This window comes from Pseudomonas sp. Pseusp9, from assembly GCF_059491265.1.
Genome location: NZ_CP168500.1, coordinates 6,139,376 through 6,165,780 on the forward strand (window position 1 = coordinate 6,139,376; position 26,405 = coordinate 6,165,780).

Here is a 26,405-nt window from a genome sequence, read left to right on the forward strand (position 1 = left end):
GGGCCTCATCGCGGGCAAGCCCGCGATGCTTTTAAGCCTTTTCCCAAACTTCGAAGTTGTACGCTGGTTTGTCATCCATAGCTGGATTTTCGATGTTGGAAACCAGCTTCCACTGCTTCAAATCAAACTCCGGAAACCACGCATCCCCTTCCGGGCTCAGCGCCACGCGGGTCAGGTACAACCGATCAGCCTGCGCCAGGCCTTGCGCATACAACTGCGCACCACCAATCAGCATCAACTCATCGACGCCCTGCTCCTTCGCCCATGCTTCAGCACGAACGACGGCGGCCTCCAGCGACGGATAAACCTCCGCGCCCTCCAGAAGCAGATCCGCCTGACGGCTGACCACGATGTTCAAGCGGCCCGGCAACGGGCGACCGAGGGAATCCCAGGTCTTGCGACCCATGATGATCGGCTTGCCGAGGGTGGTGGCCTTGAAGTATTTGAAGTCCCCCGGCAGGTGCCAGGGCATGCTGTTGTCGACGCCGATCACACGGTTTTCACCGAGGGCTGCGATCAGGCTGAGGGGGAGTGATTTAGTCATGTCGGCGAGGATACCAGAGCCTCGCTTTCGCCGATAAGCGCCACAGCGGTTATGCTCTCTGCTCAATGAAGCGACGGGATGCCGCGTGACTGAACTCAATACCCTCTGGCTGACGGAAACCATTCGCCTGCGCGAAGAACACGCAGGTCCCCTGGAAGACCTTGAAGCCAACCGGATCGCCCGCAGCGCCGGCGGCGATTTGCCGTCGCGCATTCAACGCCGGGCCCTGTGGCTGGCCGAACGCGATGGCCTGGCCGCGGCCCTCCAACACTGGCTGCAAGGTGCACGACTGGCGCTGATCGTATTGGCGGTGCTGGCCGTGGTCAGTGGCGCCGGCCTGGCCTTCGCGGCAATGGGTGACGGCCTGCACCCGGTGAATGTGTTCTGGGCCTTGGGCAGCCTGCTCGGGCTGAATCTTATCCTGCTGCTGAGCTGGGCCTTGGGGCTGGTGTTTGCCGGCGAACACGGCGCCAGTCTCGGGCGACTGTGGCTGTGGCTGAGTGAAAAGCTCGCCCGGGACGCCAAGGCCGCACAATTGGCACCGGCCCTGCTCCTGTTGCTGCAACGCCAGAAACTCAATCGCTGGGCCATCGGCGTGCTGGTCAACAGCCTGTGGTTGCTGGCGATGCTCAGCGCCCTGGTCATTTTGCTGACGCTGATGGCGACCCGACGCTACGGCTTCGTCTGGGAGACCACTATCCTCAGTGCCGACACCTTTATCGCCGTCACTCAGGCGCTGGGCGCGCTGCCGGCACTGCTCGGTTTCAGCGTGCCGACCGAGGAGATGATCCGTGCCAGCGGCGATGCCGCACTGAACATAGAGAGTGCCCGCCAGGCCTGGGCCGCCTGGCTGGTGGGGGTACTGCTGGTCTACGGCGTTTTGCCACGCCTGCTGCTCGCGCTGTTTTGCCTGTGGCGCTGGAAGACGGGGCAAACGGCGCTGCGTCTGGATTTGAACCTGCCCGGATACGTGCAACTGCGCGAACGCCTGATGCCCACCAGCGAGCGCCTTGGCGTCAGCGATGCGGCACCGGCGCAACTGCATCGCGTGGAAAACGGTGTCACCGGGCAGCAAAGCGACGGCGCGCTGTTGGTCGCCATCGAACTGGACGACCAACGCCCATGGCCACCGCAATTGCCGAAAAACGTCAGTAACGCCGGCATCCTCGACAGTCGTGAATCGCGGCACAAGCTCCTCGAACAACTGAGTCGCTTTCCTCCGGCGCGCCTGGCCATCGCCTGCGATCCACAACGCTCGCCGGATCGCGGCAGCCTGGCCTTGATTGCCGAACTGGCCCGCAGCGCCAGCGCCACCCGCGTGTGGTTGTTGCAGGCACCGCCCGGTGAAGCACTGGATGCCGAACGCCTCGGCGACTGGCACGTGGCGCTGCAACAACTTGAGCTGCCGTTTGCCGATTGCGCACCGATGAACTGGCTGGAGACGGGCCATGACTGACACCCGCAAGCAGCCTCTGAAACTCGCCGTCGTCGGCCACACCAACGTCGGCAAGACCTCGTTGCTGCGCACCCTGACCCGCGACGTCGGCTTCGGTGAAGTGTCCCATCGCCCCAGCACTACACGGCACGTCGAAGGCGCCCGTCTTTCGGTAGACGGCGAACCACTGCTCGATCTCTACGACACCCCGGGTCTGGAAGACGCCATCGCCCTGCTCGATTACCTCGAACGCCTGGAGCGTCCGGGCGAACGCCTCGACGGCCCGGCTCGCCTGGCGCGTTTCCTTGAGGGCAGCGAAGCCCGGCAACGGTTCGAACAGGAAGCCAAGGTGCTGCGCCAGTTGCTGGCGTCGGATGTCGGGCTCTACGTGATCGACGCCCGGGAACCGGTGCTGGCCAAGTATCGCGACGAGCTGGAAGTGCTGGCCGGTTGCGGCAAGCCCTTGCTGCCGGTGCTGAATTTCGTCAGCAGCGCCAACCACCGCGAACCGGCCTGGCGTGAAGCGCTGGCGCGGCTGGGCCTGCATGCCTTGGTGCGTTTCGACAGTGTCGCGCCACCGGAAGATGGCGAGCGGCGCCTCTATGAAAGTCTCGCCCTGCTGCTGGAAACGGCCCGGCCGCAACTCGAACGCCTGATCGCCGATCAGCAGGCCCAGCGTCTGACTCGCCATCAAAGTGCCGAGCGATTGATAGCCGAATTACTGATCGATTGCGCAGCTTGCCGACGCAGCGTGGTCAGTGAAGCCGAGCAGGAACAACAGGCGATCAGCGAACTGCGCAAAGCTGTACGCCAGCGTGAGCAGCGTTGCGTCGAGGCCCTGCTCAAGCTCTATGCCTTCCGTCCACAGGATGCCGCGGCCAGTGATTTGCCGCTGCTCGACGGTCGTTGGGGCGATGACCTGTTCAACCCGGAAACCCTCAAGCAACTGGGCGTGCGCGTGGGTGGCGGTATCGCCGCGGGTGCTGCTGCGGGAGCCGGGGTCGATCTGCTGGTGGGCGGGATTACCCTGGGTGCGGCGGCACTGGCGGGGGCCATCGCTGGCGGTGCCCTGCAAACCGCACGCAGTTATGGCAGCCGCTTGCTCGGCAAGATCAAGGGCCAGCGCGAACTGACGGTGGATGACAACGTTCTGCGCCTGTTGGCGCTACGCCAGCGGCAATTGCTGCAAGCGCTGAACACCCGCGGGCATGCGGCGATGGACAGCATTCAGGTGGCCACGCCCCAGGACAAGAGCTGGCGCGAAGGCAAACTGCCCGAAGCGTTGAACAAGGCACGAGCACATCCGCAGTGGTCGTCGTTGAATCCACATCCAAAGTTGAATCAGGCGGAGCGGCAGGAACAGGTTGAGGCGTTGGCGCAGCAGCTTTAGCCTTGCAAAATCCAACCCCCTGCCACTCTCATGATCAGCGCCAGTTGAACTTGAGAAATGTGCCTGCCAACTGTTTCACCAGAGCCTGGTCAACCTGGTCGAACAGACCATCGCGATTGACATCGCCCTGGACGCTGCAATCGAGCGTGCCGTCATTGTCCGTGTCGAACACTGCACTCCAGGACACCAGTGTGCGATCCGACGCCAGGCCAGTGCCTTCATGCAATTGCAGACGAACCACATTTGGCGTCCCGTCGCGGTGAAAATCTTCGGCAAACATCTTGAGATAGCGGCTCCAGGTGGCGCCACGATTGAACCAGTGAAACTTCAGATAGGTGTTGGCGAAGGTCTCCAGCAAACGTTGGTCAACGGTGTTTTCCCTGCCATTGTTGGTGACATCTCCCATCTTGTAGTCCACTTTGCCGTCGGCGTTGAAGTCCACGGCGAAAGCCTTGTTCATTTCCTGGTCTTCCCACGGTTTTCCGACCTGTTCGTAAAATTGCAGCAACACGGAATCGGCGCGACCGTTGCCGACGCGGTCCTGGGCGGTGACTTTCAAATAGCGCATGAGCATTCCTTGCCTGTTAAAAGAACGTCAAACCTACCCCCACCGCAGATCCCGGTTCTGTCACCGCAAGCCAACACACTGCGTAAGCTGTTTCGCTATTGTTTGTCTGTCTTGTTCACTGAACATGGATTTCCTGACTCCGTTGCAGCAATGGCTCGGCCTTGCGCTTCAGGATTGCCAGATCGATGACCGGCACATGCATCTCTTTCGCCATTTCATCCCACTGGCGCATGCGCAAACTCACGGCACACAGCGGGTCCTGCTCGAACGCCTCAGCCTCTTCAGCCGTCATCACTCCGCCCTGATATCCCAGGGTCCGCCGGCTGGCTTCGCTCAAGCGTTCGTAATACCCCGGTTCCTTGAGCGTCAGATAGCGCTTGGCTTGAACGTGGTACTCCACCAACCGTGCCATACGTTCGCTGAAGCCTGCGCGACGCAGGTAGTCTGCGCCGAGCCGTTCATGGCTGACCACGCCGAAGCCACCCATGTTCTCCGCGCTTTCAGCGCAGATATGCCCGATGTCGTGGAAGAACGCCGCCAGCACCACCTCATCGTCGTAACCTTCGGCCATGGCCAGCTCCGCCGCCTGGGACATGTGCTCGATCTGCGACACCGGCTCGCCGATGTAGTCGCTGTCGCCAAAGCGCTCGTACAAACCGAACACTTCGGCAATCACTGGTTCATTGCGCTCCATCAGATCTCCTCCAATACAGTGGCAACGTTGCGTTCAGCCATTGCCGGCCCGACGCTCATGCCGACACCGGTGTGCATCAACGCCACGCCCAGGCCTTTTTCCGGGCGCAGGAACGAGAACGGTCCCGGCCCCCGTGAACCATAGACGCCCTGCCAGCGTTCGACCACTTGCACCTTGCAACCCAGGGTTTGCTCGGCCAGCTCGATCATCCAGTCATCGACCTGCTCGGCATTGAAGGGCGACGGATCGCGGCCGTAATGGTGCGAATCGCCAATGATCAACTCGCCATAGGGTGTCGGGCTGATCAGCAGGTGGATGCCGTTTTCGTGCAGGTGCGGCGCGTGCCGCAGGATTTCCGCCTGCACCGCTGCTGCCTCCGGCAAGTCGGCAAAGGCGCCGTAGTGCACGCAACTCAAACCGGTGAGCAACGCGTGTTGCAGGTTGAGGTTGATCTGCGGACGAGCGCGGAGCATTTGCAGGCGGCAGATTTGCGGGTCGAGTTCGGCGATCTGCTCGGCCAGCAAGGTCTGATAATCGTGGCCGGAGCAGACGATGATCTGCTCGGCACTGAAGCTGCCGGCGGTGCTGTACAGGCGACCCGGTTCGATATCGCGGACCAGGGTGGAGAATTGAAACTTGACCCCCAGGTCGCGGCGCAGGAAGTCGATCAGCGCCGGAATCGCTTCGCGCGAATACAGTTGCTGGTCGTCCATGCCATGCAACGCCGCGCGATGATGGCGGAACTGGCCGCCGTACAAGTCGCGCAATGCGGCACCGCGCAACAGCTCGACACGGTAACCGTGCTCCACCGCGCGGCCGTCGCAGAAGGCTTCCAGCAACTGTTCTTCCGCTTCGGTGCGGGCGAACAGGTACGAGCCATTGCGCTTGAGTTGCAGGCCGGCAAGCTGCGCCCAATCGCCCCAGATCCCGCGGCTGGCGCGGGCCAGCTCCAGCATCGGGCCCGGCGGTTGGCCGGTGACCAGTGCCTGGCCGAAGTTACGCACCGAAGCGCCGACCGGCGTTTCGCTGCGCTCGAAAACCGTGACCTTCAGACCGCGTTTGGCGGCGGCATAGGCGTGGGACAAACCCAGGATGCCGGCGCCGACGATCAGCATGTCGTTGTGTTGTGTCATCTGGAGGTGCTCTGAATGAGAGACCGCTATCGCGGGCAAGCCCGCTCCCACAGGTTTCGAGGTGTCCACAAAATCTGCATCCACCATAGTTCCCTGTGGGAGCGGGCTTGCTCGCGAAGAGGCCCTGTCAGCCGATAAAGATCTTACTTGGCCGCCACTTTCTCGGACTTGCCGTCATAACGCTTGCGCCATTCGGTGAGGATCTCGTCGCGGTTCTTCGAGGCCCAGGCGAAGTCGTTCTTGATCAGGCGCTGTTCGTAGTCGGCAGGCAGTTCGGTTTGCGGCTTGGCGATGCCAGGCTGGGCGAGCACGGCGAAGTTTTCCTTGTAGAGTTCCATTGCCTCAGGGCTGGCGGAGAAGTCAGCCAGTTTCTTCGCGGCTTCCTCGTGGGCGGTGCCCTTGATCACGGCAGTCGCTTCGATCTCCCAGCCCAGGCCTTCCTTCGGCAGGATGATGTCCAGCGGTGCGCCCTGACGTTTCAGCTGAACGGCTGGGTACTCGAAGGAAATACCGATCGGGAACTCACCGGCGGCGGCCAGTTTGCAAGGCTTGGAACCGGAGTGAACGTACTGGCCGATGTTCTGGTGCAGGCCGTCCATGTACGCCCAGCCCTGCTTCTCGCCGAAGGTTTGCAGCCAGGCGCTGACGTCGAGGAAACCGGTGCCGGACGATGCCGGGTTCGGCATGACGATCTTGCCTTTGTACTCAGGCTTGGTCAGGTCTTGCCAGCTCACTGGCTTGGTCAGGCCCTGCTTCTCGGCTTCAACGGTATTGAAGCAAATGGTCGCGGCCCAGACGTCCATGCCGACCCAGGCTGGCGGGTTGGCGGCGTCGCGGTAGTTGGCGCCGATCTTGCCCAGATCCTTGGGTGCGTAGCTTTGCAGCATGCCCTGCTGATCGAGGATCGCCAGGCTGGAAGCCGCCAGGCCCCACACGGCGTCGGCCTGCGGACGGGCTTTTTCAGCCAGCAGTTTGGCGGTGATGATGCCGGTGGAATCACGCACCCATTTGATCTCGACGTCCGGGTTGGCCTTTTCGAAGGCTTCCTTGTAGGTCTTCAGTTGCTCGGCTTCGAGGGCGGTGTACACCGTCAACTCGGTTTTCGCCGCGAAGGCGTTCAGGCTGAAAGCAGTGAGGACAGCAGCGGCCAGGGCCAGGGGCTTGAACATGATCTTTTCCTGTTTTGAGTTGAGGGTTTTCGGTTTGAGCAGAAGCAAATCAATGACCGGGCGCGGTCTGCCGCCAGGCCTGGGAGCGGCGCAGCAAGCCGCGCGAAGCCCAGGCCAGCAGCAGTGACACACCCGCCGAGGTGAACAGAATCAGGGTCGACATCGCTGCCGCGCCGCCGACGTTGCCGGCGTCGTCCATGTTCAGCACCGCCACCGCCGCGAGGATGGTGTCGGGGCTGTAGAGGAAGATCGCCGCCGAGACGGTAGTCATGGCCGAGACGAACAGATAGCGCACGATGTCCAGCAACGCCGGCAGGCAGATCGGCACGGTGACGCGCAGGTAATGGCGGTACAGCGGCGCCTTGAGCGACAGCGCGGCGGCTTCGAACTCGGCATCGAGTTGACGCAGCGCGGTGGTGGCGGTCATTTGCGCGGTGGTCAGATAGTGCGCAATGGTGCACACGATCAGCAGCGTCATGGTGCCGTAGAGCACGTGCAACGGGTTGCCGGTGAGGTTGAAGAAGAAGACGTAACCCAACCCCAGCACCAGGCCCGGTACCGCCATCGGTACGAAACTGAGCATGCGCAAGGTCAGGTTCAGGCCGCGCTGACCTTTGGTTTTTTCCATGAGGTAGGCGCCGGTGAAGATCAGCATGGAGCCGATCAGCGCAGTGCCCAAAGCCATCTTCAGGCTGTTGCCGTAGGCCAGCCAGCCACCGCCGGCGGTCTCATTGAACTGGTAGTGGTTGAGCGACAGCGACAGGTTGTACGGCCAGAACTTCACCAGCGACGAGAACACCGCCATGCCGAACACCAGCAGCAAGGCGGCGCTGATCAACAACACGATGGCCAGGTAGCATCCGTCGCGCCGCTTCGATGGCACCGGCTTGAACACCTGGGCACGACCGCTCATGGAGTCGCCGTGGCGCCGACGCAGCCAGGCATCGACCCCGAAGCTGAACAGCGCCGGCAGTAGCAATACCATGCCGATCAAGGCACCGCGGCCGAACTGCTGCTGACCCACTACCGCCTTGTAAGCCTCCAACGCCAGCACCTGATAGTCGCCACCGACCACCACGGGCACACCGAAATCGGTGATGGTCAGGGTGAACACCAGGCAGAACGCAGCGAACACGGCCTGACGGGTCGCCGGCCAGGTGATGCTGCGGAAGGCTTTGGCGGGACTCGCGCCCATGCTGGAAGCGGCATCGAACAGGCGCGCATCCGCCAGGGACAACGCCGACAGCAGAATCATCAAGGCGTGCGGGAAGGTGTAGATCACCTCGCCGAGCACAATGCCCCAGAAACCGTAGATGTTGTCCGCAAGCAAACCTCGCAACATGCCCTGGTTGCCGAACAGGTAAACCAGCGCAATGCCGGGCAGCATCGACGGCGCCATCAATGGCAGCAGCGAGATGCCGCGCCAGATGCCTTTGGCTGGAATCAACGTGCGTTGCAGGGCGTAGGCAAACAGGTAGGCCAACGGTACGACAATGGCCGCAACGCTGAGGGAAACCTTCAGACTGTTACCGAGCAACCAGTGGAAGTTCTCGCTGGTCACCAGTTCTTTCGCTGCGACCCAGCCACCGCCCTGCCCGGCTTCGGCGCTGAAACCACGCCAGAAGATCGCCAGCAACGGCATCAACACGGCAACGCCGAGCAACACCAGCAGAAGGACTTTGCCACCGAGCACAAACAGCCGGTCACCGATTTCCGCGCGGGAGGTCTGCCGAGCCTGCCTTTGCGGCAGCGGCAGCGCGATGTTCGCGCTCATCAGGCAAACACCTGCAGGCTGCGCGGCGGCAAGGCGACCATGATCTGCTGGGCGCCAAGGCGCGGCATGGCTTCCGGCGCCAGTTCCGCCAACAGTGCATGGCCCGGCAGTTGGTCGAGTTCGAAGCTCATGCGACAGCGGTTGCCGAGGAAGGTGATTTCGCGAACCTTGGCCGGGAACAGGTTTTCCTCGTGCACCAGCGGGTTGATGCTGATCGCTTCCGGGCGGCAGAACAAACGGCCCGACGCAGTCCTGGCGCCGCCATCGGCCAGGCGCATGCTCATTCCGCCGACCTGGGCGTGGCTGTCGCTGCTGCGCTGGAACGGCAGCCAGTTGCCCTGGCCGACGAACTCCGCCACGAATGGCGTGGCCGGGCGGTTGTAGATTTCCTGCGGCGTGGCGTACTGCTCGACCTTGCCGTTGTTCATCACGGCAATACGGTCGGCCATCAGCATGGCCTCGTCCTGATTGTGGGTCACCATCAGCGTGGTGATGCCGAGGTTGCGTTGCAGTTGGCGCAATTCGGTACACAGGTGCTCGCGTACCCGGGCATCGAGGGCCGACATCGGCTCGTCGAGCAGCAACAGCGAAGGCGCCGGGGCCAGAGCGCGAGCCAGTGCAACCCGCTGCTGCTGGCCGCCGGACAATTGACCGGGATACTTTTTCTCGCTGCCGCCCAGGCCGACGAGCTCCAGCATCTGACCGACACGTTGGCGAATCTGGTCGCGGCCATTGCCGGCGAGGCCGTAGGCAATGTTCGCTTCGACTGTCAGGTTGGGGAACAACGCATAGGACTGAAAGAGAATGCCGTAGTCCCGTGCCTGGGGTGGCAGGTGGGAAACGTCACGATCGCCCAGGTACAACTCGCCACTGTCCTGCTTTTCCAGACCGGCGATGCAGCGCAGCAAGGTGGTTTTGCCACAGCCCGACGGGCCCAGCAGGCACACCAGCTCACCGGCCGCCACGTCGAGGGAAACGTTATCCAGCGCCGTGAAGACGCCAAACCGTTTCTGTACGCCGCGCACTTTCATCGGTGCGCCGGGGTTGGTCAGGGCAGTTGCGATCGGGTTGTTCATGGACGGACCTCATCAAGCAGATGGGGCCATCCTAGAGTTGTAATGAGTCCGTCATGTGGCAGTAAGGCAAAAACTGCCGATAGTGGTATTCAGGATTTTTGGTTCAACCTTCAAGCTCTGTGTTGTTAGATCTGGCCCCTTCGCGAGCAGGCTCGCTCCCACATTGGAATACGGTCAACTGTGGGAGATTCTATGTTGCAGGGGAACCCTGTTGCTTTAAATTTGGCTGGTATTCGCTCTGATTTTTCATGAGGGCGAATGCCACCCGACAGAGCTTGCGGGCGAGGATGACCAGAGCCTGAGTTCTGGCCAGGCCTCTTGCCAAGTAAGACTCATAGAGCGGTTTCCAGACGGGAGACCGGCAAGCCGCCATTGCTGCATTGTGCGCAAGACGCCGCAGCTCCCCATCGCCTTTTTTGCTCAAGTGGCGCGGGCTGTGCTTCTTTCCTGAGTCCTTCGGCCTCAGGTCCATTCCCAAAAAGGCAATAAACGCATCGGCACTGGCGAATTGACCACGCATAAAAGTGGCTGCCAGACCCGTGGCCGTGAGCTCGCCAATCCCTTCAATCGCTTGGCAACGTCTGATGTTTTCGGTGATCCCGGCCTCTTGGCTGGCTTTGCGCAGCAATTTCTGAATAGCCTGATCAGTCTGTTTGAAGTGCTCCAGCTCTTGGGCCAGAAGGTCTTTGAGAAGGGGCTCACTCGACCAACTCAGCATGATGCTAACCCGGGCTTTCATCAGTTCTGCACGTTTGTTGAGGAGGCTTTTCAACACGGTGTAGAGCTTCGGAGGTGGATTCCAGATGCGAAGCCGATCCTGCTCACTGGTCAGGTAACGTGCCAGCAAACGCGCATCACAGGGGTCGGTTTTTGCTCGCTGGCCAATGCTTTCGCGGTAGTGGCTCACCCGATAAGGGTCCACAACGTAAACTCGGTGCCCCATGCCATGGGCCAGTTCAGCGGTATCCAGGTGGTAGAGACTGGTGGCTTCCAAGGCAATCGAGCTTTGCGCCGGCAGGGATTTGAGCCAGCGCCCAATAGCTGTGCGATCGTTGTTGATGAACTGAGTGATTTTCAGATCTTCGCGGTAAACGACGATTTCTGCCTTGGCCACATCGACACCAACCACCGTTGGCGAGGTAAGGATTGTCATGACGAATCCTCGGAGCTAGGGTTTAAGTGCTTGTCGGGGTCTACCGTAGCGCTGGCTTGCCTCTATCGTCGGTATTAACCGATGAATTCCTTATCGGCGCTTTAGGTAGAAAGGGCGGAACGAGAAGTCTCCCACGGTCCGTACTGGCTAGAGTCGGAATCGAGCTTTTAGTCCCGCCCACCCCTTCAAGTCTAAACATACAAGCGAGCCTGCTCGCGAAGGGGCCGGTAGAATCACCGCAGACCTCAAGCCGGAGCCATTTCCTGCGCCAACCCCAGAAACGCCGCCGGCAGCCGCGCGTTTTTACGCTCCTTGAGGCAATACAGGTATTCCGGGATTTGCGGCGCATTCTCGATGGTCAGCACCCGCAACTGCGGATCGTGCGGCACTTCCTGGCGGGCAATGAGGCTGATGCCGATGTTGCGCAGCACCGCTTCGCGGATCGACTCGCGGCTGCCGATCTCCAGCAGCGGGCCGAAACACACCCCGGCACTGGCCAGCAATTCTTCGGTCAGGCGACGGGTGGTCGAGCCCGGTTCGCGCATCAGCAGGGTATGCCCGGCCAAGGCGCCGAGCGGTACGTGATCGTGAACCGCCAGCGGATGATTGCGATGCACCGCCAGCACCAGCGGATCGCTACCGAGCACCCGGCGAATCAGCCGCGCGTCATCGAGCAACTGCGACGACGCGGCGACATCGACCCGGTATTCCTCCAGCGCTTCGAGCACCTGCTGGGAGTTGCCGATTTCCACCGAAACCTCAACCTGCGGCAGTCGCTCACGAAAGGTCTTCACCAGGTCGAGAATGTAATACGGCGCCGTGGCGGCAATACGCAATGTGCCCTGGACCTGGCCGCAATTACGCAGGAAAAACTCGATGTCGGCTTCCTGTTGCATCAGTACCTTGACCATCGGCAGCAGCCGCGCGCCCTCCTCGCTGACGCTTAGACGCCGGCCACCACGGTAGAACAACTCGACCGAATACTGACTTTCGAGGTTGCGGATCTGCGTCGTCACCGTCGGCTGGCTCAGGCCAAGCTTTTTTGCAGCCTGGGTAATGCTGCCCAGGCGGGCCACCATATAAAACGCCTTCAGCTCGGCACTCAGCACAACCGTCCCTCATCCTTTACTTGCGCAGCAGGCGCAATCCGTTGAACACCACCAGCAAACTCACGCCCATGTCGGCGAACACGGCCATCCACATGGTAGCGACCCCGGCGAAGGTTACCCCAAGAAAGATCGCCTTGATGACCAAAGCCAGGGCAATGTTCTGCTTGAGAATGCTCGATGTCTGGCGTGACAGGCGGATGAATGCCGGAATCTTGCGCAGATCGTCGTCCATCAGAGCAACATCGGCGGTTTCGATCGCAGTATCGGTGCCGGCGGCGGCCATGGCGAAACCGATCTCCGAACGCGCCAGTGCCGGGGCGTCGTTGATGCCGTCCCCCACCATGCCGACCCGATGCCCTTGGGCATAAAGGGCCTCAATGGCCTGTAACTTGTCACCCGGCAGCAGGTCGCCCTTGGCCTCGTCGATACCGACTTGTGCAGCGATAGCTTGCGCGGTGTGGACGTTATCGCCGGTGAGCATCAGGGTCTTGATGCCCAGGTCATGCAGTTGCCGGATAGCTTCGCGGCTGCTCGCCTTTACCGTATCGGCGACGGCGAACAACGCCAACGGACCGGATGAATCAAGCAGCAGCACCACCGACTTGCCCTGCTTTTCAAGGGCAAACAGCTTTTCTTCCAGTGCTGGCGAACACAGGCCCAGATCCTCGACCAGACGATGGTTGCCCAAATGGTAGAGCTGGCCGTTGATCTCGCCGCGCACGCCGCGCCCGCCCAAGGCTTCGAAGTTATCCACAATCAGCGGCGCGATTGGTTTATCCACAGCCGCTTTGGCAATGGCCAGGGAAACCGGGTGGTCCGAGCGCCCGGCCAGCGCGGCGGCAATGGCCGGTGCCGATTCATCGACGGTCGGGTCCAGCGACAGGTAATCGGTCTGCACCGGTTTGCCGTGGGTGATGGTGCCGGTCTTGTCGAGGGCCAGGTAATCGAGCTTGTAACCGCCCTCCAGATAGACGCCGCCCTTGACCAGAATGCCTTTGCGCGCCGCTGCCGCAAGACCACTGACGATGGTCACCGGCGTGGAAATCACCAGCGCACAAGGGCAGGCCACCACCAGCAGCACCAGCGCCCGATAGATCCAGTCGAACCACAACGCGCCCATGAACATGGGCGGGATCACCGCCACGGCCAGGGCCAGGACGAACACCGCCGGGGTGTAGATTTTCGAGAAGCTGTCGACGAAACGCTGGGTCGGAGCCCGCGCGCCCTGAGCCTGTTCGACGGCATGGATGATGCGGGCCAGGGTCGAGTTATCCGCCGCCGCAGTTACCGCGTACTCCAGGGAGCCGGCCTGATTGATGGTGCCGGCGAATACTTTGTCGCCGACGGTTTTCTCCACCGGCAGGCTTTCACCGGTGATGGGCGCCTGATCGACGGTCGAGCGACCGGACAGCACTTCGCCATCCAGACCGATACGCTCACCGGGACGCACCCGTACCCGCGCGCCGAGCCCGATGGTTTTGACATCCTGCTCAAGCCAGATCCCGTCAGCCTGCAACACCGTTGCCGTGTCCGGGGTCATCTGCATCAGGCCGCCGATGGCATTGCGCGCGCGGTCCAGGGATCTGGCTTCGATCAACTCGGCCACGGTGAACAGGAACATCACCATGGCCGCTTCCGGCCACTGGCCGATCATCACTGCGCCGGTCACGGCAATGCTCATCAGCGCGTTGATGTTCAGGTTGCGGTTCTTGAGGGCGATCCAGCCTTTTTTGTAGGTACCCAGGCCACCACTGAGGATCGAGACCAGAGCGATAACCGCCACCACCCAGTTCGGCGCGAAACCGGTGAAGTGGATAACTTCCGCCAGCAATGCACCAGCACCGGACAGCGCCAGAGGCCACCACGGCTTTTTCCGCGGCGCAGGCGCCGGGGTTTCAGCCCCCTGATCCATCGGCTCGGCATGCATGCCCAAGGACTTGATGGCCTCGACGATCGGCTCGACACCGGGCAAATCGTGGGTCACGCCGAGCACCCGATTAATCAGATTGAACTCCAGCTGCTGCACCCCGGTCAGTTTGCTTAGCTTGTTCTGAATCAGCGTCTGTTCGGTTGGGCAGTCCATGGCCTCGATGCGAAAACTGCTCAATCGGGCCCCGGGCGTCGGCGTTTCGCTCAGTTTTACCAGAGCAGGCGCTGCCGCTTTAGATGAGCAGCAGGAGTCGCCGTGACCGCCGTGGCCATGCTTTTGCACAGGTTTGAGCTTATGGCTGTGCTCGTGCTCAGCCCCGGGTTTGTGGGAATGCAGGGAATCGCTCATTGGTTGCGTCCATAAGAGTGCCTGTTGCCAAGTAAAGACCCTGTAGCCACTATAGGGTCAAGCACCCTTTCTGGAGTTTTGGAGATTGGCGTCATGAAAATTGGAGAGTTGGCGAAACTCACGGACTGCGCCGTGGAAACGATCCGCTATTACGAGCGCGAGAACCTGCTGCCGGAACCGGCCCGCAGTGACGGCAATTATCGCGTCTACACCCAGGCCCACGCCGAACGCCTGACGTTCATCCGCAACTGTCGCACCCTCGACATGACGCTCGAGGAAATCCGCAGCCTGCTGGCGTTTCGCGACAGTCCGCAGGACCAGTGCGAAAGCGTCAACGCACTGATCGACGAGCACATCCACCACGTCAAGGCGCGGATCGACGGCTTGCTGGCCTTGCAGACACAACTGCTCGACCTGCGCCAACGCTGCGGCGAGCGGCCGGGGGTCGATCAATGCGGGATTTTGCAGCGGCTGGAAGTAAGCGGCGGGGTTGTGGCGACGGAGGTGGAGCATTCCCATGTAGGCCGCAGTCACGGCCACTAAGAACACCGAAAAGCAACTGTGGGAGCGAGCCTGCTCGCGAAGGGGTCGTGTCAGTTGATAGAAATGTCACTGACAGACCGTATTCGCGAGCAGGCTCGCTCCCACATTGGCTCGGTGCTGTATCTCAGACCGCCATCGGCGCGGTCATCGGCGCGTGGTGTTCGTAGCCTTCCAGCGAAAAATCGCTCGGCTCCACCAACTCCAGCCACTCCGGCTGATACACACCCGTCTTGGCAAACTCCGGCACACGCTCGGAAATCACCAGTTTCGGCATCGGGAACGGCTCGCGCTTGAGCTGTTCGTTGAGCATGTCCAGGTGGTTTTCGTAGACGTGGGCATCACCGATGAAATAGGTGAACCAGCGCGGCGTGTAGCCCGTCAGGCGACCGATCAGGCTCAGCAGCGCAGCGCCTTCGGTGAGGTTGAACGGCGTGCCAAGGCCCAGGTCGTTGGAACGGATGTAGAGGGTCAAAGAGATCTCTTTGGTCTCGACATTCGGGTGGAACTGGTACAGCAGGTGGCACGGCGGCAGGGCCATTTCATCAAGCTGGGCGCAGTTCCAGCCGTGGAACAGGATGCGACGGCTGCCCGGGTCCTTGATGATGGTATCGACGCACTGGCGGACCTGGTCGATGGCCTTGTACAGCACCACGTAGGCCTGGCCGTCTTCCTCGCCTTCGGCGATCTGGCGGTAGCCTTGCTTCAGGGTCTGCTCGATGGCGGCCGGGTTGCTCACCGGGATCTGCTTGTACGCCGGCCATTTGCGCCATTGCACGCCGTAGATTTCGCCGAGGTCGTCTTCGCCCTGACGGAACGGGTTGGCCAGCCACTGGGCGTTTTCGTTGGCGTTCTGGTCCCAGACCTTGCAGCCCAGGGCCCGGAATTCGGCAGCGTTGTTCACGCCACGCAGGAACCCGCACATTTCGCCGATGGCCGATTTGAACGCCATTTTGCGTGTGGTGATCGCCGGAAAGCCTTCCTGCAGGTCATAACGCAGCATCGCGCCGGGGAAACTGATGGTGTTCACGCCGGTACGGTTGGCCTGTTTGGTGCCGTTCTTGATGACGTGGGCGACCAGTTCGAGATATTGCTTCATGAGTTACCTGTGTCCTTGAACCCGCAGCCATCGCTGCGGGATTCGAATTTATACGGCGGCCGCTGGAGATGCCGGGGCGCGGTGATACGCCAGCCAGATCAGCAACAGACCACCGACGATCATCGGCACGCACAGCACCTGGCCCATGGTCAGCCAGTTCCAGGCCAGATAGCCCAGTTGCGCGTCCGGTACGCGGACGAACTCGACGATGAAACGGAAGATGCCATAGAACAGCGCGAACATCCCTGAGACTGCCATGGTCGGCCGCGGTTTGCGTGAGAACAGCCAGAGGATCAGGAACAGCGCCACGCCTTCGAGGGCGAACTGGTACAGCTGCGAGGGGTGACGCGGCAGCTGCGCCGGGTCGCTGAACGGCGGGAAGATCATCGCCCACGGCACGTCGGTCGGCTTGCCCCACAGCTCGGCATTGATGAAGTTGCCGATACGCCCGGCACCCAGGCCAATCGGCACCATCGGCGCGACGAAATCCATCAGCTGGAAGAACGACTTGTTGTTCTTCCTGCCGAACCACAACGCCGCCAGCATCACGCCGATGAAACCACCGTGGAACGACATGCCGCCCTTCCACACTTCGAAAATCAGTGTCGGGTTGGCGAGGTAGGCATGCAGATCGTAGAACAGCACATAACCCAATCGCCCGCCGACGATCACCCCCATCGACATCCAGAACACCATGTCGGAGAGCTTCTCCTTGGTCCAGGTCGGGTCGAAGCGGTTCAAGCGGCGGGACGCCAGCAGCCAGGCGCCGCCGATGCCGATCAGGTACATCAGACCGTACCAGTGGATTTTCAGCGGACCGATGGCCAGGGCCACCGGGTCAATCTGCGGGTAAGGCAGCATTGCGACTCCTCGTTAGAGTTCAAATCTTAAAAATTCCCGGGCGACGCTGCCACCTCGGGATTAAGCCAGGATTGCGCCGCCCGTCAGAGCAGATGCTTCAGACTAGAAAGTTCAGGCCAACGCAGAACAGCAAAGCGGCAAACAGTCTTTTCAGCAACTTCGGCGACAACCTGTGGGCCAGTCGCGCACCCAATCGGGCGAACACCATGCTGGTCAGGGCAATGCCCAGCAATGCCGGCAAATAAATGAAACCCAGACTATGGGCCGGGAGCAACGGATCGTGCCAGCCCAGAATCATGAAGCTTAATGCACTGGCCAGGGCAATCGGCAGACCGCAGGCCGATGAAGTGGCCACGGCTTGCTGCATCGGCACACTGCGCCAGGTCAGGAATGGCACGGTCAACGAACCGCCGCCAATGCCGAAAATCGCCGAGGCCCAGCCAATCACGCTGCCGGCCAGGGTCAGACCGAGTTTTCCCGGCACGGTTCGGCTGGCCTTGGGCTTGACGTCCAGCGCCAGCTGAGCGGCGATCACCAGGGCGAATACACCAATGAGCTTCTGCAGGTTGGGGCCGGAAATCGCTTGCGCTGTCAGGGCGCCGAACCCGGCACCGATCAGAATGCCGACGGTCATCCACATGAAGATCGGCCAAAGCACCGCGCGACGGCGGTGATGCTCACGTACCGCGTTGACCGAGGTAAAGATGATCGTCGCCAGGGAAGTACCCACTGCCAGGTGCGTGAGGATCGACGGATCGAACCCTTGGGCCTTGAAGCTGAACACCAGCACCGGGACGATGATGATCCCGCCGCCCACGCCAAACAGCCCGGCGAGTACACCTGCACAGGCGCCGAGCGCCAGATAGAGCAGAAATTCCATGGTCGTCCCGCCCGTATCCCCAAAACCGGAGCGGCATGGTAACGGATGCATGGCACCGAGCTCCACTGTGCAAGGCGATGGATCGATGAGCGATGTCTGCGTAGAGTGGGCAAAAACACACACGGACTCCCTTATGTGCCTGATTGTTTTTGCCTGGCGTCCGGGCCATGCCCAGCCGCTGGTCGTGGCGGCCAATCGCGATGAGTTCTACGCCCGCCCCAGCCTGCCTCTGGCGCCATGGCCTGAAGCGCCGCACGTACATGCGGGGCGCGACCTCGAGGCCGGTGGCACCTGGCTCGGTGTCGGTGCCAACGGGCGTTTTGCGGCGCTGACCAACATCCGCGATCCCCATCGACCGCCAGGGCGCAAGTCTCGTGGGGAGCTGGTCGCGCGATTTCTCACTGGGGAAATACCAGTTGACGACTATTTAGCCGAGGTTGTCGACCATTCGCCGGAATACGGTGGTTTTAACCTGCTGATCGGCAACCCCCATGAGCTCTGGCACTTCAACGCCCGGGAGTCGAACGCGGTGAATCTGGCGCCCGGGGTCTACGGCTTATCCAATGCCGGGCTGGATACGCCCTGGCCGAAGTTGCTCAAGGCCAAGGCCGCATTGCGCGAAGTGCTGGATGATCCGCAGCCTCAGGCGCTGTTGGCGTTATTGAGCGATGCGCAGACCGCGCCGTTTGCCGAGCTGCCGGATACCGGAGTGGGCCTGGCTACCGAGACCTTGCTGTCGAGCGTGTTCATTGCCAGCCAGAGTTATGGAACGCGGGCGAGTACGGCGTTGATTGTGCAGGCGGATGGGGCGCGGCATATGGTCGAGCGCAGTTTCGGACCGTATGGCGGGCATCTGGGGGAAGTGGAGATCAGGCTTTAGTTTTGTGTGGCCGGCACTGACGCCTTCGCGAGCAGGCTCGCTCCCACAGGTGGTGGGAGCCTGCACAATCCACTGTGGGAGCGAGCCTGCTCGCGAAGTGCGCGCCGCAAATTTAGAGGGGCTTGACCGAAGCCGGGTTGATCATCCGCGCCAGCCCGAGGTTCTTCAGCGCCAGCTGCAACGAGCTGTGAATCACTTGCGGGTTGTCGATGGTCATCAGTTGCGCCAGCAATTCCTTGGCCTTGCTCAGGTTGATCTGACGCAGCATCCACTTCACTTTCGGCAAGTTGGTGGCGTTCATCGACAGGCTGTCGAAACCCATTGCCATCAACAGCACGGCCGCCGCCGGGTCACCGGCCATTTCACCGCAGATGCTCACCGGCTTGCCTTCGGCATGGGCGTCGCGCACTACGGTTTGCAAGGCTTGCAGCACCGCCGGGTGCAGGTAGTCGTAAAGATCGGCCACCCGCGGGTTGTTGCGGTCCACGGCCAACAGGTACTGGGTCAGGTCGTTGGAACCGACCGAAAGGAAGTCCACTTGTCGCGCCAGTTCCTTGGTCTGATACACCGCCGCCGGAATCTCGATCATCACGCCAACCGGCGGCATCGGTACGTCGCAGCCTTCGTCGCGCACTTCGCCCCAGGCCCGGTGGATCAGGTGCAGGGCTTCTTCCAGCTCATGGGTGCCGGAGATCATCGGCAGCAGAATACGCAGGTTGTTCAGGCCTTCACTGGCCTTGAGCATGGCCCGGGTCTGCACCAGGAAAATTTCCGGGTGGTCGAGGGTGACGCGAATACCGCGCCAGCCGAGGAACGGGTTGTCTTCCTTGATCGGGAAGTACGACAGCGACTTGTCACCGCCGATATCCAGGGTGCGCATGGTCACCGGTTGCGGGTGGAACGCGGCGAGTTGCTCGCGGTAGATCGCCAGTTGCTCCTTTTCGCTCGGGAAGCGCTGGTTGATCATGAACGGCACTTCGGTGCGGTACAGCCCGACACCCTCGGCACCACGCTTCTGCGCTCGCGCCACGTCGGCCAGCAAGCCGGTGTTGACCCACAGCGGCATGCGGTAGCCATCGACCGTGATACACGGCAGGTCGCGCAACGCATCCAGCCCCAGGGCCAGTTGCTTCTCTTCCTCGACCACTTCGGCGAACTGCTTGCGCAGCACGTCGCTGGGGTTTGTATAGACCTCGCCACGGTGCCCATCGACGATCATGTCGATGCCATCGACTTTGGAATACGGCAGATCGACCAGGCCCATGACCGTCGGAATACCCATGGCGCGTGCCAGGATCGCCACGTGGGAGTTGCCGGAACCGAGTACCGAAACCAGGCCCACCAGCTTGCTTTCCGGAACCTCGCCGAGCATTGCCGGCGTCAGTTCCTCGCTGACCAGAATGGTGTTGTCGGGGTAGACCAGGGTCTGCTGGCGCTCTTCCTGCAAATAAGCCAGCAGGCGCCGACCAAGATCCTTGACGTCCGAGGCACGCTCGCGCAGGTAGGCGTCGTCCATCAATTCGAAACGGTTGACGTGATCGGTGACCACCTGGCGCAACGCGCCCTGGGCCCACTGGCCGGTCTTGATCACGGTGGTGACTTCGCTGCCCAACGCGGCATCGTCGAGCATCATCAGGTAGACGTCGAACAAGGCCCGCTCTTCCGGGCGCAACTGCGTGGCAAGCTTGGCGGACAGCGCGCGCATGTCGGCGCGCACGCCTTCGATAGCGGTCTTGAACAGCCCCAGTTCGGCTTCGATGTCGGTGATGCTCTTGTCGGGCACCACGTCCAGATCGGCCGGGGGCAGCATGACCACCGCCGTACCGACCGCCGCACCCGGCGAACCCGGCACGCCGATGAACTTGGCTTCCTGTATGCCTTTGCCCTGACGACCGAGGCCACGGATCGAACCGGTGGCTTCGGCGTGGGCGATAACGCCGGCGAGCTGTGCGCTCATGGTCACGAGGAAGGCTTCTTCACCTTCATCGAACTGGCGACGTTCTTTTTGCTGAATGACCAACACGCCGACGACGCGGCGGTGGTGAATGATCGGCGCACCGAGGAACGAGGCGTAGCGCTCCTCGCCGGTCTCGGCAAAGTAGCGGTAGCGCGGGTGATCCGCGGCGTTTTCGAGGTTCAGGGGTTCTTCACGCGTGCCGACCAGGCCGACCAGACCTTCATTGGGGGCCATGCTGACCTTGCCGATCGAGCGCTTGTTCAAGCCCTCGGTGGCCATCAGCACGAAACGGTTGGTCTCGGGGTCAAGCAGGTAGACCGAGCAGACCTGGCTGCCCATGGCCTCTTTGACGCGCAACACAATAATCCCCAACGCCGCCTTGAGATCCTTGGCGGAGTTAACTTCCTGGACGATCTTGCGCAGCGTATTGAGCATGGCTCGGGGTCGAACTCCGTCGTCAGTCGCGCGCTAAAAGGCGCGGGGCAAGCTCTTTGAGAGCGCGTCGATACACCTCGCGCTTGAATGTCACCACCTGGCCCAACGGATACCAATAGCTGACCCAGCGCCAGCCATCGAACTCCGGTTTACCGGTCAAATCCATCCGCACCCGCTGCTCGTTGGAGATCAGGCGCAGGAGAAACCATTTCTGTTTCTGGCCGATGCACAGCGGTTGGCTGTGGGTACGTACCAGACGTTGCGGCAAACGATAGCGCAACCAGCCCCGGGTGCAGGCGAGAATTTCAACATCTTCGCGCTCCAGGCCCACTTCTTCGTTCAGCTCGCGGTACAAGGCGTCTTCCGGCGTCTCTTCGGGGTTGATTCCCCCCTGCGGAAACTGCCAGGCATCTTGATTGATTCGGCGAGCCCATAGCACCTGGCCGGCGTCATTCGTCAGAATGATCCCGACATTGGGGCGAAAACCATCGGGGTCGATCACGGCAACAACCTCGCAAACGCATGTCGCCGCATTGTTCCACAAAGGTCGTGAAGGCGGCAACGAAGGTTCCTACCTTATGTGCACTCTTGTGAAAAGACCGTATTCTTGTCGCCTTTTTACTGACTTTTCAGCGGGTAACTGCAATGCGCCTGGCTTTATTCGATTTGGACAACACCCTTCTGGGCGGTGACAGCGATCACGCCTGGGGCGATTACCTGTGCGAGCGCGGTTTTCTCGACGCCGTTGCCTACAAGACTCGCAACGACGAGTTCTATCAGGATTACCTGGCCGGCAAGCTGGATAACGACGCGTACCTGAACTTCTGCCTTGAAGTCCTCGGCCGCACCGAAATGGCCACGCTGGATCAGTGGCACCGCGATTACATGCGCGACTGCATCGAGCCGATCGTGCTGCCCAAGGGCCTTGAACTGCTGAAGAAGCACCGCGATGCCGGCGACAAACTGGTGATCATCACGGCGACCAACCGCTTCGTCACAGGTCCCATTGCCGAGCGTCTGGGCGTCGACACCCTGATCGCCACCGAGTGCGAAATGGTCGACGGCCGCTACACCGGACGCAGCACCGATGTGCCGTGTTTCCGTGAAGGCAAGGTGACAAGGCTGAATCGTTGGCTGGAGGAAACCGGGTTTACGCTGGAAGACAGCTACTTCTATAGCGACTCGATGAATGATTTTCCGTTGCTGGAGCAGGTGACCCATCCGGTGGCGGTTGATCCGGATCCGAACCTGCGGGCCGAGGCCGAGAAACGTGGCTGGCCGGTGATCAGCCTGCGCGGCTGATATCGCCTTACTGTAGGAGCGAGCTTGCTCGCGATGGACGTTAACGATAACGCGGGGCACCTGATGCCCCGCAGCGATCTTGAGTTTTTCGCGAGCAAGCTCGCTCCTACACAGGCTTCGCGCCCATCAACCCCGCAATGGCGACAATGCAGACAAAGCTGAGCAACGCCAGGGCAAAGGTGAATTTACCCACCCCCCCCGGCGCCTTGCGCAGCTTGTTCAGGCGCACCAGCAACCAGAACCACGCCAGTGCCGCCACCGTGTAAAGCACGCTGGAGGCCAGTAACCAGGTCTGCCCCAGCGGCCAGCCCACCAGATGCACCATCCACCAGCCGGTAAACGGCATGCTCAGCAGCGCCAGGCCCATCAACAGCCAGACAAATACACGTGGCCGTTGCAGGGTGCGGCTTCCCGCCGTCGCATCACCCTTGCGCCGCGCAAGCAAGACCCAGACTCCCAGGCCCAGCGCACAAGCCAGCAGTACAACAGTCGCCACCATGTGTGCCGTTTTCAGGGCAGTTAACGTTTCCATTGTCCGATTTCCTTATGACCTGCCCATCAGCGTAGCCCTTCAGCCAAGAAACAGCTGATAGGCCGGGTTGTCGCTTTCGTCCCAGTACGGGTAGCCGATTTCTTCCAGCGCCGCCGGCACCAGGTGGCGCTCGTCGTGGGGCACTTGCAGGCCCGCGACGACCCGACCATCCGCCGCGCCATGGTTGCGGTAGTGGAACATCGAGATGTTCCAGCGCCCGCCGAGCTTGTTGAGGAAGTTGAACAGCGCGCCCGGACGTTCCGGGAATTCGAAACGCAGGATCACTTCATCGACCACATGCGCCGCCCGTCCGCCCACCATGTGGCGGATGTGCAGCTTTGCCAGTTCGTTGTCGGTCAGATCCAGTACCGGGAAACCTTGCTCGCTCAGGCTGGCGATCAGTGCGCTGCGCGGGTCGTTTTCCGGGTGGGTCTGTACGCCGACAAAGATGTGCGCTTCGCTGCCGGTGTTGTAGCGGTAGTTGAATTCGGTGATCTGGCGCTTGCCGATCGCCTCGCAGAACGCCTTGAAGCTGCCCGGTTTCTCGGGAATGGTCACGGCGATGATGGCTTCGCGGCCCTCGCCCAGCTCCGCACGCTCGGCGACATGGCGCAGGCGATCGAAGTTGACGTTGGCACCGGAGTCGATGGCCACGAAGGTCTGGCCGCTGACACCATGCTGCTCGACATACTTCTTGATCCCGGCCACGCCCAAGGCGCCGGCAGGCTCGGTGATCGAACGGGTATCGTCGTAGATATCCTTGATGGCGGCACAGATTTCGTCAGTGCTGACGGTGATAACCTCATCGACATGATCTTTACAGATGTCAAAGGTGTGCTGACCGATCTGGGCCACTGCAACACCGTCGGCAAAGATGCCCACAGTCGGCAACACCACACGCTCGCCCGCCGCCATGGCAGCTTGCAGGCAATTGGAGTCATCCGGCTCGACGCCGATGATCTTGATGTCCGGACGCAGGTACTTCACGTACGCGGCGATGCCGGCGATCAGGCCGCCGCCGCCCACCGGGACGAAAATCGCATCCAATGGTTGCGGGTGCTGGCGCAGAATTTCCATCGCCACGGTGCCCTGCCCGGCAATGGTGTGGGGATCGTCGTAGGGGTGAATGTAGACGTAGCCTTTTTCATCGACCAGTTTCAGCGAGTAAGCCAGGGCTTCCGGGAAAGAATCACCGTGCAGCACCACTTTGCCGCCGCGCGAACGCACGCCTTCGACCTTGATCTCCGGGGTGGTCTTGGGCATGACGATGGTCGCTTTCACACCCAGCACCTTCGCCGCCAGGGCCAGGCCCTGCGCATGGTTGCCCGCCGACGCGGTGACCACGCCGCGGGCGCGCTCTTCGTCGCTCAACTGGGTCAGCTTGTTGTAGGCGCCGCGAATCTTGAACGAGAACACCGGCTGCAAGTCTTCGCGCTTGAGCCAAATGCTGTTGCCCAGCCGCTCGGAGAGCTGGCGGGCAGTCTGCAAAGGGGTTTCCACGGCAACGTCATAAACGCGCGAGGTGAGGATCTTTTTGACGTACTGTTCAAGCATCGGAAAGCATCACTGAGCGGGTTGGGCAGGACCACGGAGTCTAACCCGGCTTTTGTCCGCAGAACCACCTGTTGTAGGAGCGAGCTTGCTCGCGAGAAATCCAAAGGCGCTGCGGGGTGCCTGGTTTTACGCGTTATCGTTCACGTCCATCGCGAGCGAGCTCGCTCCTACAGGGAACCGTCACGAACCGCCAATCGGGCAATGACCTTCCCCGCCCCGAAGCCTATAATGCCGGCCTTTCGTTCTCTCTTCGGCACTTCGGAGCCCGCATGAACCAGGATCAACTCAAACAGGCAGTGGCTCAGGCCGCCGTCGACTTCATCCTTCCGAAACTCGACGACAAGAGCATCCTCGGGGTCGGCACCGGCTCCACCGCCAACTGCTTCATCGATGCCCTGGCCCGACACAAGGGTGCATTCGATGGCGCCGTCGCCAGTTCCGAAGCCACCGCCGCGCGCCTCAAGGGCCACGGGATTCCGGTGTACGAACTGAACACCGTCAGCGACCTGGAGTTCTATGTCGACGGTGCCGATGAAAGCGACGAGCACCTGAACCTGATCAAGGGCGGCGGCGCTGCCCTGACCCGCGAGAAGATTGTCGCGGCCGTGGCCAAGACGTTCATCTGCATCGCCGATGCCAGCAAACTGGTGCCGGTGCTCGGCAACTTCCCGCTGCCGGTGGAAGTGATCCCGATGGCCCGCAGCCATGTGGCCCGTGAGCTGGTAAAGCTCGGTGGCGACCCGGTCTACCGTGAAGGCGTGATCACCGACAACGGCAACATCATCCTCGATGTGTTCAACATGCAGATCACCAACCCGGTGGAGCTGGAGACGCAGATCAACGCGATCGTCGGCGTGGTCACCAATGGTTTGTTCGCGGCGCGCCCGGCGGATCTGTTGCTGCTGGGTACAAGCGAAGGCGTGAAGACCCTGCGCGCCGAGTAAATCAGGCGCGCCGATAAACCTGTGGGAGCGAGCCTGCTCGCGAAGGGGCCGGGTCAGTCGGTAAAGATGTCGACTGACAGACCATCTTCGCGAGCAGGCTCGCTCCCACAGTGGTTTTGTAGTGCGATTCAGTTCTGGTTTGGTTTCTTGAACACGTAAAACAAATTCGGCTCACTGACCAGGTACAGCGTACCGTCATCTCCCATGGCGATCCCCTCTCCTTGCGGCACGTTTTTCTGCAGGCCCTGGCTCCCCTTGCTCAATGACATTGTGCTCAGTGGACGCCCATCCACATCCAGTTCCAGAATCAACCGAGACTCATCCGACAGCGCCAGCAAATGCCCGCTGCGCTCGTCGTACTGCAGGCTCGACAGGTCCCGTACAAACATCCCGGCATCACGCTTGGGGTCGTTGATCACGTGCACCGAGTAGGAATCTTCAGGATTGAAGCGCGGAAAGCCGTGCACCTCGTAGATCAGCATCGGATCGCGCTCCTTGGCCACGAACAGGCGCTTGCCCACTGAGTCGTATGCCAGGCCCTCGAAGCCCTTGTTGTTGCTCATGTGTACGCCGATGGTCACTTGTTCGGCGTCTGCCGCATCGACGAAGGTCGTGTCCTGCTCCAGATGAATCTTGATCAGACGCTGCTGGCTTTCGTCAGCGACCACGTAGGTGTCGGCGCTGATGAACTCCACCGCCTCGGGATCGCCGAAACCGACCAGTGCCACACGGCGCAAAATCCTGCCGTCGAGGGACAACTCGATCAACTCGCTTCGCTTATTGGTAACGGTGAACAGGCTTTTGCGCACCGGGTCGTAGGTCAATGCTGAAATGTTTTCAACCTGGCTATCGATCACCTGCGCTTCGGTCACGACCTGATATTGGTCAAGGCCCATGGACCGGGAACTCACCGGCTGCCATAGCGTATGCAGATTGAACCAGGCGCGCTCGAACAGGCGCTGGTACTGACCGAGCGCAATCAACGCGATCAGCGAGACTACCGACAGGATCAGAATCAGGGATTTGAGGCGGGCAAATCGATGCATTCGGGCGGGCTCAGGGTCAAGACAGGCGGATGAAATATCACGCCTGTCTGAA

At 61.3% G+C, this 26,405-nt stretch carries 24 protein-coding genes; 6 read left to right on the top strand and 18 right to left on the bottom strand.

The annotated features are described in order from the left end of the window. Positions 1–31: 31 nt before the first annotated feature. Entirely contained in the window at positions 32–544 is a 513-nt protein-coding gene (locus ACEN8E_RS28045) for a dihydrofolate reductase (RefSeq protein WP_495590648.1), read from the bottom strand. Between the two features lie 85 nt (positions 545–629). Between ACEN8E_RS28045 and ACEN8E_RS28050 the strand changes: the two genes are divergently transcribed. Next, positions 630–2,000, top strand: coding sequence for a DUF2868 domain-containing protein (locus ACEN8E_RS28050; protein ID WP_495590649.1), 1,371 nt, complete (start codon positions 630–632; stop codon positions 1,998–2,000). Further along, entirely contained in the window at positions 1,993–3,369 is a 1,377-nt protein-coding gene (locus tag ACEN8E_RS28055) for a GTPase/DUF3482 domain-containing protein (RefSeq protein WP_495590650.1), read from the top strand. Before ACEN8E_RS28050 ends, ACEN8E_RS28055 begins: the two co-directional genes overlap by 8 nt. Positions 3,370–3,403: 34 nt before the next feature. On the opposite strand, the gene ACEN8E_RS28060 is transcribed toward ACEN8E_RS28055, so the two are convergent. The 9 genes from ACEN8E_RS28060 to ACEN8E_RS28100 all read right to left on the bottom strand — a co-directional run bounded on the left by ACEN8E_RS28060 (position 3,404) and on the right by ACEN8E_RS28100 (position 14,323). Further along, on the bottom strand, positions 3,404–3,937 hold the full coding sequence (locus ACEN8E_RS28060; RefSeq protein WP_495590651.1) for a hypothetical protein: 534 nt from the start codon (positions 3,935–3,937) through the stop codon (positions 3,404–3,406). 115 nt (positions 3,938–4,052) lie between these two features. Continuing rightward, complete coding sequence (locus ACEN8E_RS28065; RefSeq protein WP_495590652.1) at positions 4,053–4,631, bottom strand: phosphonate degradation HD-domain oxygenase; 579 nt, start codon at positions 4,629–4,631, stop codon at positions 4,053–4,055. Further along, complete coding sequence (locus ACEN8E_RS28070) at positions 4,631–5,764, bottom strand: TIGR03364 family FAD-dependent oxidoreductase (protein ID WP_495590653.1); 1,134 nt, start codon at positions 5,762–5,764, stop codon at positions 4,631–4,633. Before ACEN8E_RS28070 ends, ACEN8E_RS28065 begins: the two co-directional genes overlap by 1 nt. 143 nt (positions 5,765–5,907) lie before the next feature. Continuing rightward, positions 5,908–6,933 carry a putative 2-aminoethylphosphonate ABC transporter substrate-binding protein gene (locus ACEN8E_RS28075; protein WP_008020008.1) on the bottom strand — a complete coding sequence of 342 codons (1,026 nt, stop codon included), beginning with the start codon at positions 6,931–6,933 and terminating at the stop codon, positions 5,908–5,910. A gap of 49 nt (positions 6,934–6,982) precedes the next feature. Further along, a complete protein-coding gene (locus ACEN8E_RS28080) occupies positions 6,983–8,707 on the bottom strand; it encodes a putative 2-aminoethylphosphonate ABC transporter permease subunit (RefSeq protein WP_495590654.1) in 1,725 nt (574 codons plus the stop codon). Next, positions 8,707–9,783 (bottom strand): putative 2-aminoethylphosphonate ABC transporter ATP-binding protein, encoded by a 1,077-nt coding sequence (locus tag ACEN8E_RS28085; RefSeq protein ID WP_495590655.1) that lies wholly within the window; start codon positions 9,781–9,783, stop codon positions 8,707–8,709. Before ACEN8E_RS28085 ends, ACEN8E_RS28080 begins: the two co-directional genes overlap by 1 nt. A gap of 190 nt (positions 9,784–9,973) precedes the next feature. Further along, positions 9,974–10,936, bottom strand: coding sequence for an IS110 family transposase (locus tag ACEN8E_RS28090; RefSeq protein ID WP_495589339.1), 963 nt, complete (start codon positions 10,934–10,936; stop codon positions 9,974–9,976). Positions 10,937–11,181: 245 nt separating this feature from the next. Continuing rightward, a complete protein-coding gene (locus ACEN8E_RS28095; RefSeq protein WP_495590656.1) occupies positions 11,182–12,045 on the bottom strand; it encodes a LysR family transcriptional regulator in 864 nt (287 codons plus the stop codon). Positions 12,046–12,061: 16 nt separating this feature from the next. Then, positions 12,062–14,323, bottom strand: coding sequence for a heavy metal translocating P-type ATPase (locus ACEN8E_RS28100; protein ID WP_495590657.1), 2,262 nt, complete (start codon positions 14,321–14,323; stop codon positions 12,062–12,064). Positions 14,324–14,416: 93 nt separating this feature from the next. Here ACEN8E_RS28100 and cadR point away from each other — a divergent pair, with 93 nt between their 5' ends. Next, positions 14,417–14,866 carry a Cd(II)/Pb(II)-responsive transcriptional regulator gene (gene cadR, locus ACEN8E_RS28105; RefSeq protein ID WP_111285329.1) on the top strand — a complete coding sequence of 150 codons (450 nt, stop codon included), beginning with the start codon at positions 14,417–14,419 and terminating at the stop codon, positions 14,864–14,866. Positions 14,867–14,990: 124 nt separating this feature from the next. Here cadR and ACEN8E_RS28110 read toward each other — a convergent pair whose 3' ends face one another. From ACEN8E_RS28110 to ACEN8E_RS28120, 3 genes are all read right to left on the bottom strand, one after another. Next, positions 14,991–15,962 carry a thymidylate synthase gene (locus tag ACEN8E_RS28110; RefSeq protein ID WP_495590658.1) on the bottom strand — a complete coding sequence of 324 codons (972 nt, stop codon included), beginning with the start codon at positions 15,960–15,962 and terminating at the stop codon, positions 14,991–14,993. Positions 15,963–16,010: 48 nt separating this feature from the next. Then, a complete protein-coding gene (gene lgt, locus ACEN8E_RS28115) occupies positions 16,011–16,823 on the bottom strand; it encodes a prolipoprotein diacylglyceryl transferase (protein WP_008020018.1) in 813 nt (270 codons plus the stop codon). Positions 16,824–16,920: 97 nt separating this feature from the next. Next, positions 16,921–17,703 carry a sulfite exporter TauE/SafE family protein gene (locus ACEN8E_RS28120; protein ID WP_495590659.1) on the bottom strand — a complete coding sequence of 261 codons (783 nt, stop codon included), beginning with the start codon at positions 17,701–17,703 and terminating at the stop codon, positions 16,921–16,923. 133 nt (positions 17,704–17,836) lie between these two features. On the opposite strand from ACEN8E_RS28120, the gene ACEN8E_RS28125 reads away from it, so the two are divergent. After that, a complete protein-coding gene (locus tag ACEN8E_RS28125) occupies positions 17,837–18,583 on the top strand; it encodes an NRDE family protein (RefSeq protein ID WP_495590660.1) in 747 nt (248 codons plus the stop codon). 112 nt (positions 18,584–18,695) lie between these two features. On the opposite strand, the gene ptsP is transcribed toward ACEN8E_RS28125, so the two are convergent. Further along, entirely contained in the window at positions 18,696–20,975 is a 2,280-nt protein-coding gene (ptsP, locus tag ACEN8E_RS28130) for a phosphoenolpyruvate--protein phosphotransferase (RefSeq protein ID WP_495590661.1), read from the bottom strand. 22 nt (positions 20,976–20,997) lie between these two features. Further along, on the bottom strand, positions 20,998–21,477 hold the full coding sequence (locus ACEN8E_RS28135) for an RNA pyrophosphohydrolase (RefSeq protein WP_003229203.1): 480 nt from the start codon (positions 21,475–21,477) through the stop codon (positions 20,998–21,000). A 143-nt stretch (positions 21,478–21,620) separates the two neighbouring features. Here ACEN8E_RS28135 and ACEN8E_RS28140 point away from each other — a divergent pair, with 143 nt between their 5' ends. After that, positions 21,621–22,277, top strand: a complete 657-nt coding sequence (locus tag ACEN8E_RS28140; RefSeq protein WP_495590662.1) for a histidinol-phosphatase — start codon at positions 21,621–21,623, stop codon at positions 22,275–22,277. Between the two features lie 106 nt (positions 22,278–22,383). Here ACEN8E_RS28140 and ACEN8E_RS28145 read toward each other — a convergent pair whose 3' ends face one another. After that, positions 22,384–22,809 (bottom strand): DUF2269 domain-containing protein, encoded by a 426-nt coding sequence (locus ACEN8E_RS28145; RefSeq protein ID WP_495590663.1) that lies wholly within the window; start codon positions 22,807–22,809, stop codon positions 22,384–22,386. 39 nt (positions 22,810–22,848) lie between these two features. Continuing rightward, positions 22,849–24,363 (bottom strand): threonine ammonia-lyase, biosynthetic, encoded by a 1,515-nt coding sequence (gene ilvA, locus ACEN8E_RS28150; protein WP_429366913.1) that lies wholly within the window; start codon positions 24,361–24,363, stop codon positions 22,849–22,851. A 269-nt stretch (positions 24,364–24,632) separates the two neighbouring features. Between ilvA and rpiA the strand changes: the two genes are divergently transcribed. After that, a complete protein-coding gene (gene rpiA / locus ACEN8E_RS28155; RefSeq protein ID WP_495590664.1) occupies positions 24,633–25,307 on the top strand; it encodes a ribose-5-phosphate isomerase RpiA in 675 nt (224 codons plus the stop codon). Positions 25,308–25,435: 128 nt separating this feature from the next. Here rpiA and ACEN8E_RS28160 read toward each other — a convergent pair whose 3' ends face one another. Continuing rightward, on the bottom strand, positions 25,436–26,353 hold the full coding sequence (locus ACEN8E_RS28160) for an SdiA-regulated domain-containing protein (RefSeq protein ID WP_495590665.1): 918 nt from the start codon (positions 26,351–26,353) through the stop codon (positions 25,436–25,438). Positions 26,354–26,405: the final 52 nt, after the last annotated feature.

Bases quoted from the DNA above. Each gene is read 5' to 3' on its own strand.
- ACEN8E_RS28045 (WP_495590648.1), bottom strand. From the start codon at position 544: ATGACTAAATCACTCCCCCTCAGCCTGATCGCAGCCCTCGGTGAAAAC.
- ACEN8E_RS28055 (WP_495590650.1), top strand. From the start codon at position 1,993: ATGACTGACACCCGCAAGCAGCCTCTGAAACTCGCCGTCGTCGGCCAC.
- ACEN8E_RS28060 (WP_495590651.1), bottom strand. From the start codon at position 3,937: ATGCGCTATTTGAAAGTCACCGCCCAGGACCGCGTCGGCAACGGTCGC.
- ACEN8E_RS28065 (WP_495590652.1), bottom strand. From the start codon at position 4,631: ATGGAGCGCAATGAACCAGTGATTGCCGAAGTGTTCGGTTTGTACGAG.
- ACEN8E_RS28070 (WP_495590653.1), bottom strand. From the start codon at position 5,764: ATGACACAACACAACGACATGCTGATCGTCGGCGCCGGCATCCTGGGT.
- ACEN8E_RS28075 (WP_008020008.1), bottom strand. From the start codon at position 6,933: ATGTTCAAGCCCCTGGCCCTGGCCGCTGCTGTCCTCACTGCTTTCAGC.
- ACEN8E_RS28080 (WP_495590654.1), bottom strand. From the start codon at position 8,707: ATGAGCGCGAACATCGCGCTGCCGCTGCCGCAAAGGCAGGCTCGGCAG.
- ACEN8E_RS28085 (WP_495590655.1), bottom strand. From the start codon at position 9,783: ATGAACAACCCGATCGCAACTGCCCTGACCAACCCCGGCGCACCGATG.
- ACEN8E_RS28090 (WP_495589339.1), bottom strand. From the start codon at position 10,936: ATGACAATCCTTACCTCGCCAACGGTGGTTGGTGTCGATGTGGCCAAG.
- ACEN8E_RS28100 (WP_495590657.1), bottom strand. From the start codon at position 14,323: ATGAGCGATTCCCTGCATTCCCACAAACCCGGGGCTGAGCACGAGCAC.
- cadR (WP_111285329.1), top strand. From the start codon at position 14,417: ATGAAAATTGGAGAGTTGGCGAAACTCACGGACTGCGCCGTGGAAACG.
- ACEN8E_RS28110 (WP_495590658.1), bottom strand. From the start codon at position 15,962: ATGAAGCAATATCTCGAACTGGTCGCCCACGTCATCAAGAACGGCACC.
- lgt (WP_008020018.1), bottom strand. From the start codon at position 16,823: ATGCTGCCTTACCCGCAGATTGACCCGGTGGCCCTGGCCATCGGTCCG.
- ACEN8E_RS28120 (WP_495590659.1), bottom strand. From the start codon at position 17,703: ATGGAATTTCTGCTCTATCTGGCGCTCGGCGCCTGTGCAGGTGTACTC.
- ACEN8E_RS28125 (WP_495590660.1), top strand. From the start codon at position 17,837: ATGTGCCTGATTGTTTTTGCCTGGCGTCCGGGCCATGCCCAGCCGCTG.
- ptsP (WP_495590661.1), bottom strand. From the start codon at position 20,975: ATGCTCAATACGCTGCGCAAGATCGTCCAGGAAGTTAACTCCGCCAAG.
- ACEN8E_RS28140 (WP_495590662.1), top strand. From the start codon at position 21,621: ATGCGCCTGGCTTTATTCGATTTGGACAACACCCTTCTGGGCGGTGAC.
- ACEN8E_RS28145 (WP_495590663.1), bottom strand. From the start codon at position 22,809: ATGGAAACGTTAACTGCCCTGAAAACGGCACACATGGTGGCGACTGTT.
- ilvA (WP_429366913.1), bottom strand. From the start codon at position 24,363: ATGCTTGAACAGTACGTCAAAAAGATCCTCACCTCGCGCGTTTATGAC.
- rpiA (WP_495590664.1), top strand. From the start codon at position 24,633: ATGAACCAGGATCAACTCAAACAGGCAGTGGCTCAGGCCGCCGTCGAC.
- ACEN8E_RS28160 (WP_495590665.1), bottom strand. From the start codon at position 26,353: ATGCATCGATTTGCCCGCCTCAAATCCCTGATTCTGATCCTGTCGGTA.